The following is a 9,501-nucleotide window of genomic DNA, read 5'->3' as shown; positions in this document are numbered from 1 at the left end:
GTGAATGACCACCGCCTAAAAGGCGGCGGCCTCGAAGGGCCGTGATGGCGGGTCAAGAAACGGCGCGCCCACGGAGTCGACTTCAGTCGACGGGCGCGCCCCGAACCCACCGCCTTCAGGCGGTGGTGCCGGCGCTCAGTTCTTGGAGCGCACGTCGCGGTAGGGACGGGCCTTAGCTCTGAGGGTTCGGCCCGCCCCGGCCCGCCCCCCGCACAGATCCCAGCGAGCGGCACTACACGGCGCCGCCGAGTGACTTGCGCAGACCTGCGACAGTTGCGCCGCCGGCCGGCGCTCCACGCTGGTGAACGAGTCGAGCCATTGGCCGGAGACACGCAGCGGGCTGTTGACTGCGGCGGCGGTCCTATCGATAGTGCGCGCGATGGCGCGGCTGCACCTGATTATTGGGCCCGTGGGGGCAGGGAAATCCACCTACGCCCGCAAGCTGTGTCGGGAGCAGAACGCGGCGCGTTTGGTGCTGGATGAGTGGATGGCCACGCTCTACGGCGACGATCCGCGACCGAACCACGGCCGGCTGCAATGGTACATGGAACGCGCGGAGCGCTGCCTGGAGCAGATCTGGTGCGTGGCCCAGGATCTGATGGATATCGGCACTCCCGTCGTGCTCGAAGTTGGACTCATCCAACGGGCACGGCGGCAGGATTTCTACGCGCGCGTCGATAACAAGGCGTACGATCTGAGCGTGTATGTGCTCGACGCAGACCGCGACGTGAGGCGAGCGCGGGTGGAACGACGCAACCGCGACAAGGGGGAGACCTTCTCGATGGAGGTGCCTCCGGATATGTTCGAGCTCGCGAGCGACCTGTGGGAACCGCCGGCCGATGATGAATGCGCGGAACGCGAGGTGCACTTCATCCGCCAGACCCACTCAGAGTGAACACGTACCCGGGAGTGTCAGGCTAACGCTCCACGTCGTAGGACAGCCTCGAAGGGGCCACCCTGCGCCGTGGGCTTGTAATCGATCCGTAGCGTTCCGGCTCGGACCCATTCTCGAGCGCGCGCACGCGCACGAGGACGATTGACGAGTACGAGTACGATCACGGGCCGGATCCACGACCCCCACACCCGCAAGTGATGGAAAAACGCTTAGGGCCCTCGGAAGAATAACTCGTGTGTTTCGGTGAGGACTGGGCACCGCTGGCGAGGCGTGACGACGAGGAGTATTGAGGATACTTCGAGGAGGAGCAACATAGCCAGCGGTGGTCAGAACCGGCGAAATGGATGAGTTGTTCTTCCGAGGGCCCTTAGCTACTTGTGACCACGCGTCAGACGCTACGCGCCCACGGTTACACCCACTCGCGCGCTTCTGCTATGTCGCCCTGCCATGGCCGAACGCTACGACGTGGTGGTGGTCGGATCCGGGCCGAATGGGCTGGCCGCCGCCGTTACGCTGGCACAGGCGGGGCTGTCGGTGCACGTGATCGAGGGGGCAGCGACCGTAGGCGGGGGGATGCGCACCGCCGAGCTGACCTTGCCGGGCTTTGCCCACGACCTGTGTGCCGCCGTGCACCCGATGGCAGCACTGTCACCCCTGTTTCGCCGGCTCGAACTCGAAAAACACGACCTCAGGTGGCTTTACCCGGAGTACTCGGTCGCGCATCCCCTACCCGACCAGCCCGCGGTGTTGCTGGCGCGCGATTTGGACCATACCGCGGCCGGCCTGTCTCGAGACGCGCGCGCCTGGCGGCGGCTGTTTTCGCCCCTGGTCGACCGGGTACACGCACTGATGGCCGACACCCTGGGCCCGATCGGCATCCCCAAGGCACCACGGCCATTTTTGTGGTTCGGTCTGCATGGCTTGTGGCCGGCAAGCTGGTTCGCGCGTGCCTATTTCCGCGAGGAGCGCGCCCGAGCCTTGTTTGCGGGCTGCGCCGCGCATGCGATCGCGCCGTTCGAGAAGTTTTTCACCTCGGCCATGGGGCTCGTGTTTGCGCTCTCGGGCCACGCGGTCGACTGGCCTGTGGCCAAGGGCGGCTCGCAAAGCATCGCCCAGGCGCTGGTTCGCTGCCTACAATCCGCCGGCGGGAGTATCCAAACCTCGACACCGGTCCGCGAACTACGCGAGTTGCCAGGCGCGCGGGCGTACGTACTCGACCTCGCACCCAAGCACGTGGCGCGGATCGCGCACGATCAACTGCCCGCGGGGTATCGCAAGCGCTTGTTGCGCTACCGCTACGGTCCGGGCGTCTTCAAGCTTGACTGGGCACTCAACGCGCGCATCCCATGGCGGGACGCGGAGTGCGCTCGTGCGTCGACCGTGCATGTCGGTGGACAGCTCGCGGAGATCGCGCGCGCGGAGCGGCAGATCTGGTACGGACAAGTGCCCGAGCGACCCTTTGTCTTGGTCGCACAACAGAGCCATTTCGACACGACGCGCGCACCCGCTGGCAAACACACCGGCTATGCGTACGCCCATGTGCCTCACGCCTGTTCGGTGGACATGACCGACGCGATAGAGACCCAAATCGAACGCTACGCCCCCGGCTTTCGGGACACGATCGAAGCGCGAACGGTTCACGCCCCAGCAGCCTTGGAGCGGCACAACCCGAACCTCGTGGGCGGCGTGGTCACAGGCGGCGCGAACGACCTCAGGCAGCTGTTCACCCGGCCGGTGGTGCGCCTTCGCCCGTACACCACGCCCAACCCACGCATCTTCCTTTGTTCCGCTTCCACGCCCCCCGGCGGCGGGGTCCACGGCATGAATGGATACCACGCCGCCCGGGCGGTCCTGCGCCACTTGCGAGCTAGGCGCGCCTAGCCCGCATCGGTCACCAGCCTCCGGCCCGAACGGCCGATCCGCCCGCGCAAACGGCCGCGTCCTCGTCTCAGCATCCTCAACAGAGTGCCAACTATGCCTCCGGTGCTTCGACTGCGGATCGGCCGCTATCACGGACACCTCGACCGATCGGGCTCGAAGTTAGTGACCGATGCGGGCTAATACCGGTCGGCGTCCCCCTCGGGCGAGATGCCGAACACGTCGGTCTGCAGACCGTTGATGTGGGCGCCATTGCCAAAGAAACCAGGCATCATGTTCAAGAAATCACAGGGGAATGGCAGGCTCGGCGCGGTGGCGCTCTGTAGCGCCTCACGCGCTTGTGCGGGCAGCTCGAGATCCAAGCAGGCCAGATTGTCATCGAGCTGTTCGAGTCGCCTGGCGCCGATGATCGTCGATGTGACCCCTGGCTGGCTCTGCACCCACTTCAGGGCCACGCGCGCGGGCGTACTGTCGAGCTGCTTGGCGACATCGACCAACACGTCCAGGATGTCAAAGGCCCGGTCCGTCAGGTAGGCGTTGGTGAAGTCACCACGCTCGGAGCCCGGCCCGCCGCGCTTGAACTTGCCGGTCAGCACACCCCCGGCAAGGGGCGACCACGGTGTGACACCGAGCCCCAGCTCCGCGGCCATCGGCATCAGCTCCCCCTCGACCGTGCGCTGCAGGAGCGAATACTCGATCTGCAGCCCGACAAACTGCGTCCAGCCCCGTAGCTCGGCCAAGACCTGTGCCTGGGCGACCTTCCAGGCCGGGGTGTCGGATACACCTACGTACCGCACCTTGCCCGAGGCAACCAAGTCATCGAGCGCCCGCATGGTCTCCTCGATGGGAGTGAAACGGTCCCAGCAGTGCATCCAGTACAGGTCGATGTAGTCGGTCTGCAAGCGGCGCAGGCTGGCCTCGCACTGCTGCACGATCGCCTTGCGATTCGCGCCGCCGCCGTTGGGATCATGGCGAAAAAGGTTGCCGCTGAACTTGGTCGCGATCACCGTCCGGTCACGCCGTGCGGTTCGACCCAGATGGTCGCCGATGATCTTTTCCGAGTGCCCCTTGGTGTACATGTTGGCGGTATCGATGAAGTTGCCGCCACGGTCCAAGTAGCGGTCGAGGATCCTCTGCGAGTCCTCCACGCTGCTGCCCCAGCCCCAATCCTGGCCAAAGGTCATGGTACCGAGACACAGCGGGCTCACGCGCAAGCCGGACCGGCCGAGAGTTACGAAGTGATCGAGAGGCATGAATAATCTCCTGGAGAGCGGGGCATTAGTAGGTCCTGACCCGGCTAGACTATGCCTGTCGTTTCAGGCCGTCTAGCCTGCGCTGCAAGAGTCGTTTGATGGCGGGTGTGGGCGCGAGCTGGAGCGCCGCTTCCCGGTGCTGCTCGGCGAGCTCGCGCTGGCCAGAGCGCCGATGCAGGTCCGCCAGCACGGCGGCCCAAAGGTAGGAACCTGCCAGCCAGGCGGGAGGTTCGAACCCCTCGAGCAGCCGAAGGCCCGCACGCGGCCCTTGCCATTCGGCCAGCGCGACCGCTCGGTTGAGTCGGTGCAAGGCCGAAGGCGCGAGCTGCTCCAACAGTGTGTAGCACTCGACCACACGCTCCCACCGGGTCTCTTGGAAGGACGGTGCAAGTGCGTGTTCGGCCGCGATTCCAGCCTCGGCATGATAGCGAGAGAAGACTTGGCCCTGGGCGGAACGAGCTAGCCACGATAGTCCGGTCTGAAGCGCTTGCGGATCCCATCGCCGCCGGTCCTGCTCTTCCAACAGCAAAAGCCCACCCGTGCCGTCCTGGCGTGCCGTCATGCGCGGCAGGTGCAGGTGCATCAGCGCCATCAGCGCGTACGTCTCGGGCGTCTTGCCTACGGCATGCTGCGTCAGCGTGGAGGTCAGCCGCAGCGCCTCGTCACACAGCTCCCGGCGGATGCAGAGCTCGGCGTGCGCTGATAGATAGCCCTCCGTGAACAGCAGGTAGAGTACTTGGTGCACTCTGGGCAGTCGTCCGCCGTATTGGTCGGCGCCCAACTCGGCCAGCTGGGGCGGGGACTCCCGCAGGCGCTTGCGCGCGCGCGCCAAGCGCTTGTAGACGTGGGCCTCACTGCTGAACAAGCGCAGCGCGATCTCCTGCACGCTGAAGCCGCACAGGGTCTTGAGGGCGAGGACCAGCTGGGACTCTTCTGGGATCGCGTCGTCGCAGCAGACGAACAGCATGCGCAGCAGATCGTCCTCTACTTCGCCCGCCAGCACACCTTCCGGCACACCCGAGGCTTCGCTGGCAGGGTCTCGCGCAATCCCTCGCTCGAGGATGCGCCGGCGCCCCGCACGTTGCCTCAGCTCACCCACAAGGTTGTTGTGGGCCACGCGAAAAAGCCAAGCGGAGGGGTTGTCTGGCAGCCCCCCCTGCGTCCACGACTCCAGAGCCGCCATCAACGCGGACTGGGCAGCATCCTCCACGGTTTCGACGTATTGCACGCCCACGCGGCAACAAAGCACGGCCACGAGCTTTCCGTATTCGTGCCGGAAGAAGTGCTCGACGAGTCCGGCGTGCCGGAAGTTCGATCCGGGTTGAGCGCCCGGCGCGGTCAAGAAATCTGGATTTCGCGGACTTCAAGACTCGAGCCGGGACGCACCACGCCTGGGCACTGCCGCGCCACCTCGGCCGCCTCCTGCAGACTCTCGGCACACAGAATCATGTACCCCCCAACCACCTCCTTGGCCTCTACGAACGGCCCGTCCGTCGCGCCTTGCGCGGTCAGAACCTTGCCTGCGGCCAGGCGCCCGCCCAGATTGACAATGTTGTCCTTGAACTGCTCCCGCCAGGCGTTGAACTTGGCGTACATCTGCTCCATCTGGGCCGGAGACGGCTTGTCGGCCTTTTGGCCGGGCTCTTCGCACTCCCCGGTTTGGCTGCGTTGGATGCATAGGTAGTTCTGCTTGGGCATGCTCTCTCCTTCGACAGTCGGTGACGCTACCGACGCACAACGACGCGGGAGCGGACGCGTCTTGGACACCCTAGGACGATTTTCTTGGCTCGTCACCCGAGCGTGCGCCGCAGCGCTGGATAGCGGACGGCAAGGGTAAGGCCTCGCGCAGCTGCAAAGATGGTGAATGCCAGCCAGAGCCCTGGATTGCCGCCCACCTCCCGCAACCCAAACCAGGCCACGAGGTAGATGGCCACCGACCAGGCCGCACCGTTTCGCATATCGCGCGTGCGGGTCGCGCCGATGAAGATCCCATCGAGCTGAAACGCTGCCGCCGCGACCAGGACGTAGCCCGCCGCGTAGGGCAAGACGCGCGAAGCCGATTCGCGGACATCGAGCAGCGGTGTTAGCGCTTGCACAAACGGTTCCCCAAAGCCAACGATGGCCAGCGTCAGCACCGCTGCCGTTGCCAAGGCCGGCTCGGTCGAAAGCCGTACCGCGCGATCGAATGCGTGCTTGTCGCGCGCGCCCACGGCCCGACCCACCAGAGTCTCGGCGACATTGGCAAAGCCATCAAGGAAGAAGGCACTCAGAGTGACGAACTGAAGCAGGATCTGATTGCCTGCGAGTACCTCGTTTCCAAGTTGCGCACTCCGATCGACGAACCAAGCGAAACCGAAGATGAGCAGCAGTGTGCGCAGCATGAGGTCGGTGTTGGCGCTCAGGGTTTGAAGTAGCTTGGCGCGGTCTCTGATCAAGTCCCAGGCCCAGAACGGTTCCTTCGCGCCAAGATCGCCCGCTTGGCGTTCGTCGTCCGGGCGGCGAGCCGCGCGCCGGTTCCAGAGTAGAGCCAAGACCCAACTCAGAGCCAACGCGAGCGTGGTCCATTCGGCAAATGCGGTACCGAGCGCGACGCCTCGGACACCCATGCCGAGGACGCCGGCTAGCAAGACGTCAAGCACCACGTTCATGGCGTTCAGACACAGCTGAATGCGTAGCAGCATCCGGCTCTGGCCAAGCCCAATCAGCGTGCCCAGGAGGGCGAAAGTGGCCAGCGACGCCGGGGCGGCCCAGATGCGAAGCAGGAAATAGTCCCGTGCCAGCGCCTCGACCTCGGGACTGGCGCCGCTGAGCCAAAACGCGACACGTTCGAGCGGGGACTGGGCCAACACCAACAGCGAGCCCGCGCATGCGGCTACCGCCAGCGCCCGCCCCAAGGCGGCGCGCACCTCCAACTCTTGGTCGGCGCCAGCCGCCTGCGCCACGAAGCCCGTCGTGCCCATGCGAAGAAAGCCGAAACTCCAGTAGATGAAGTTGAAGACGATGGCGGCAAGACCGATGGCGCCGAGGTCTGCTGTCGTCCCCACGTGGCCGATCACAGCCGTGTCCACCAGGCCCAGCACCGGACTGGACGCATTCGCGACAATGATCGGCCACACCATCCGCAGAACTTGCGTGCGGCCTAGCCCTAAGGCGTCGGGGCAAAACAACCTCACCATTTCGACTCCGATCCATCCCGCGCGGCGATGTTGCGCCGCCTTCAAATACAGGGAGTATTCGCGCGTCGGCGCGCCTTGCCGGCCGGGCGCCTCGAAGCCGAGCTGGCGAGGCAGCAGGTCTATTCTCGTCGGCCATCGGAACCGAGTACCGAACGCACGATCTGAACGAGCTCTGCCGGCTCCCGAGCGACGGCATCGGCCATCTCGTCAAGTGCCTGTGCATACCCCCAGCTGCACCAGACACGGAACGCGCCGTACGCTTGACCCATGCGGAGATCCGCCGCCGTATCCCCGATCATGAAGCAGGTGGTGGGCCGAAGGCGTCGAAAGCCAGCCTCCCGGGCTGCGGTCTCAAGCATGACGGGATGCGGCTTGGCGTGCTCGCAGGTGTCGCCGCCCACCACGGCGGAGAAATGAGCGCCTACTCTCAGGGCCTGCAACAGTCGGCGCGAGATGGCCTCGGGCTTGTTGGTCACGCACGCCAGTTTCCCGAGCATCGCCAACTCGGACAGCGCGTTTGCGATGCCGGGATAGAGTCGGGTCGTGTCGGCGATGTGCGCAAGGTAGTCGGCCTCGTACGCCGCCTGGGCGCGCGCATAGGCCTCGCTGCCAGGCTGTCGTTCGAGGTAGTCGCCGAAACAGGCTCGATACAACCGATCCATGCCGGCGTTGACCCAGGGTCGAAGCTCCTCATCCGGCCGGGGTGGCAGCTCGAGTTGCTCGCGCACGCGCCTGGCCGCGGCCACCATGTCCTGTCGGCTGTCCTCCAGCGTACCGTCCAAGTCAAGCGCGATCAGCGTCACTGGGCTCCATTCCAAACGGGCGCGCCCCATCCCTAGCAAGATCCTCCACGCTGCCCCTGCCGTCTCCGTGTTCGGTCACATGCCGTTCCCCGCTCAGCGAGCCCTTGTAGGCGGAGAAGGGGCGGCTGTTATGGGTGATCACCTCGTGAGCAACCCCACCCGGAATGAGTAGGATATCGCCCGCTTCGATGGTCACCGGGTAGTCATCGAAGTGAAACGTGATGACACCGTCTACGGCGCCACGGATCTCGGGTTCATCGTGTGCGTGCCGGCTTCGTTCAAACCAAGGGGGCACCGTCTGCAGATCGTAGACCTTGTATCCAAGGCCCTTCATCGCTTCCGCCACACTATCCTCGGTGGGGGCTTGTTTGTGCGGCCATTTGATGAGCCGCACACCATTCGGATAGGTCGCCGTGCTCGGTTGATGCATGGACGTCTCTCCTGGGACTTGAGTCCGCGGCGCGGATCCGCGCCGGGACGCCATGCTCGCACAAACCAGCCTTCTGTCCAGCCTGGTGGCGGGCCGCCCTAAGGCAAGCCCGCATCGGCCACCAGCCTCCGGCTCGCTCCATCGATCCGGAATCGCATACCCGATCCACCCGTGATAGCACCAGGCTAGCACCCGTGATAGCACCAGGCTAGGACAGCCATTTTATTCTGGCGGCTGACGGCGACCGACGGGCCCGCGTGTGCGCAGCCCGGGCCGCTACGCCTCGGTCAGGCCGGCCCCGGAGCGCATGCACGCCTGCGCCGGATCGCAGTGGCTTGAACTCAGGCTACCCAGCTAGCGAACTAGCCGCTGGTGACGTCGCTTCGCTCAGGCGGCGTTGCGCGCGTAGAGATGGCTGGCCGCCCGGATGCCTTTGACGTGCTGCTGGCCCCGGCGGGCGCCTTCCAGGCGGATACGTTCTACCTGCCCCACCATGCCGAAGAACGTGCGCGCGTACTGCTGCACCGAGCCCACGAACGTCTCGGCGTTCAGCCCTGCTCGCTCGACCAGCGGGGCTAGCTTCTCGGGCAGCGCACCGCGCTGGTCCGTGCGGATCGCTTGACCCGTGTGGCGCACCAGCTGCTCGTAGTCCTCGAACAGCATCGGGACAGGTTCGCGATCCCGGCCATCCCGGGGGCCAGCTACCTCGGGCGCCACCGGAGACTGAAACGGCAGCAGCTCCGCTAGCTTCGTGCGTCGGCGGCGAGCCTTGCGCTTGGGGACCTTCGTCCTGGGCTTGGGCTTGCTCGCGTCCGCTTCCGTGCTTCCCTTGGCCTCGCGCTGTGCTGCCTGACGCAGCCGCTCCTGGATCGAGGTGAAGTCCGAGCCCTCCAGGCTCTTGGCGATGCCCGCGCGCACCGGGTTCAGGTCCACGTACGTCATGCAGGTCAAGAGCGCCCCTTCGTCCAGCAGGGCCTGGCTGCGGAAACGCCCTTCCCAGAACCGACCCTTGCAGTCGTCTTCCTTGTTGGCCTGCCGAGCAATGGACTCGTTCAGGCAGCGCATG

9 protein-coding genes are annotated in these 9,501 nt (G+C 65.6%); 2 read left to right on the top strand and 7 right to left on the bottom strand.

Annotated features, from left to right (window positions below):
- The first annotated feature begins 379 nt into the window (after positions 1-379).
- Positions 380-895 (top strand): ATP-binding protein, encoded by a 516-nt coding sequence (locus MJD61_14055; protein MCG8556394.1) that lies wholly within the window; start codon positions 380-382, stop codon positions 893-895.
- A 447-nt stretch (positions 896-1,342) separates the two neighbouring features.
- A complete protein-coding gene (locus tag MJD61_14050) occupies positions 1,343-2,776 on the top strand; it encodes an NAD(P)/FAD-dependent oxidoreductase (GenBank protein ID MCG8556393.1) in 1,434 nt (477 codons plus the stop codon).
- 176 nt (positions 2,777-2,952) lie between these two features.
- Here the strand turns inward: MJD61_14050 and MJD61_14045 are convergent, their stop codons facing one another.
- From MJD61_14045 to MJD61_14015, 7 genes are all read right to left on the bottom strand, one after another.
- Positions 2,953-4,026 (bottom strand): aldo/keto reductase, encoded by a 1,074-nt coding sequence (locus MJD61_14045; protein ID MCG8556392.1) that lies wholly within the window; start codon positions 4,024-4,026, stop codon positions 2,953-2,955.
- 49 nt (positions 4,027-4,075) lie between these two features.
- Positions 4,076-5,368, bottom strand: coding sequence for a sigma-70 family RNA polymerase sigma factor (locus tag MJD61_14040; GenBank protein MCG8556391.1), 1,293 nt, complete (start codon positions 5,366-5,368; stop codon positions 4,076-4,078).
- Positions 5,365-5,724, bottom strand: coding sequence for a YciI family protein (locus tag MJD61_14035; protein ID MCG8556390.1), 360 nt, complete (start codon positions 5,722-5,724; stop codon positions 5,365-5,367). Before MJD61_14035 ends, MJD61_14040 begins: the two co-directional genes overlap by 4 nt.
- A 92-nt stretch (positions 5,725-5,816) precedes the next feature.
- A complete protein-coding gene (locus MJD61_14030; protein MCG8556389.1) occupies positions 5,817-7,145 on the bottom strand; it encodes an MATE family efflux transporter in 1,329 nt (442 codons plus the stop codon).
- A 176-nt stretch (positions 7,146-7,321) separates the two neighbouring features.
- The gene (locus MJD61_14025) at positions 7,322-8,005 is read right to left on the bottom strand and encodes an HAD hydrolase-like protein (GenBank protein ID MCG8556388.1); all 684 of its coding nucleotides are present in this window, start codon (positions 8,003-8,005) and stop codon (positions 7,322-7,324) included.
- A complete protein-coding gene (locus MJD61_14020; protein ID MCG8556387.1) occupies positions 7,986-8,435 on the bottom strand; it encodes a cupin domain-containing protein in 450 nt (149 codons plus the stop codon). Before MJD61_14020 ends, MJD61_14025 begins: the two co-directional genes overlap by 20 nt.
- Before the next feature lie 387 nt (positions 8,436-8,822).
- Positions 8,823-9,501: transposase (locus tag MJD61_14015; GenBank protein ID MCG8556386.1), on the bottom strand; the 679-nt coding region annotated here is incomplete at its 5' end.

The sequence above is a fragment of the Pseudomonadota bacterium genome, from assembly GCA_022361155.1.
Classification (GTDB): domain Bacteria; phylum Myxococcota_A; class Polyangia; order Polyangiales; family JAKSBK01; genus JAKSBK01.
The sequence above is the reverse complement of the archived record's forward strand: the minus strand, read 5'-3'. Positions and strand labels throughout refer to the sequence as shown.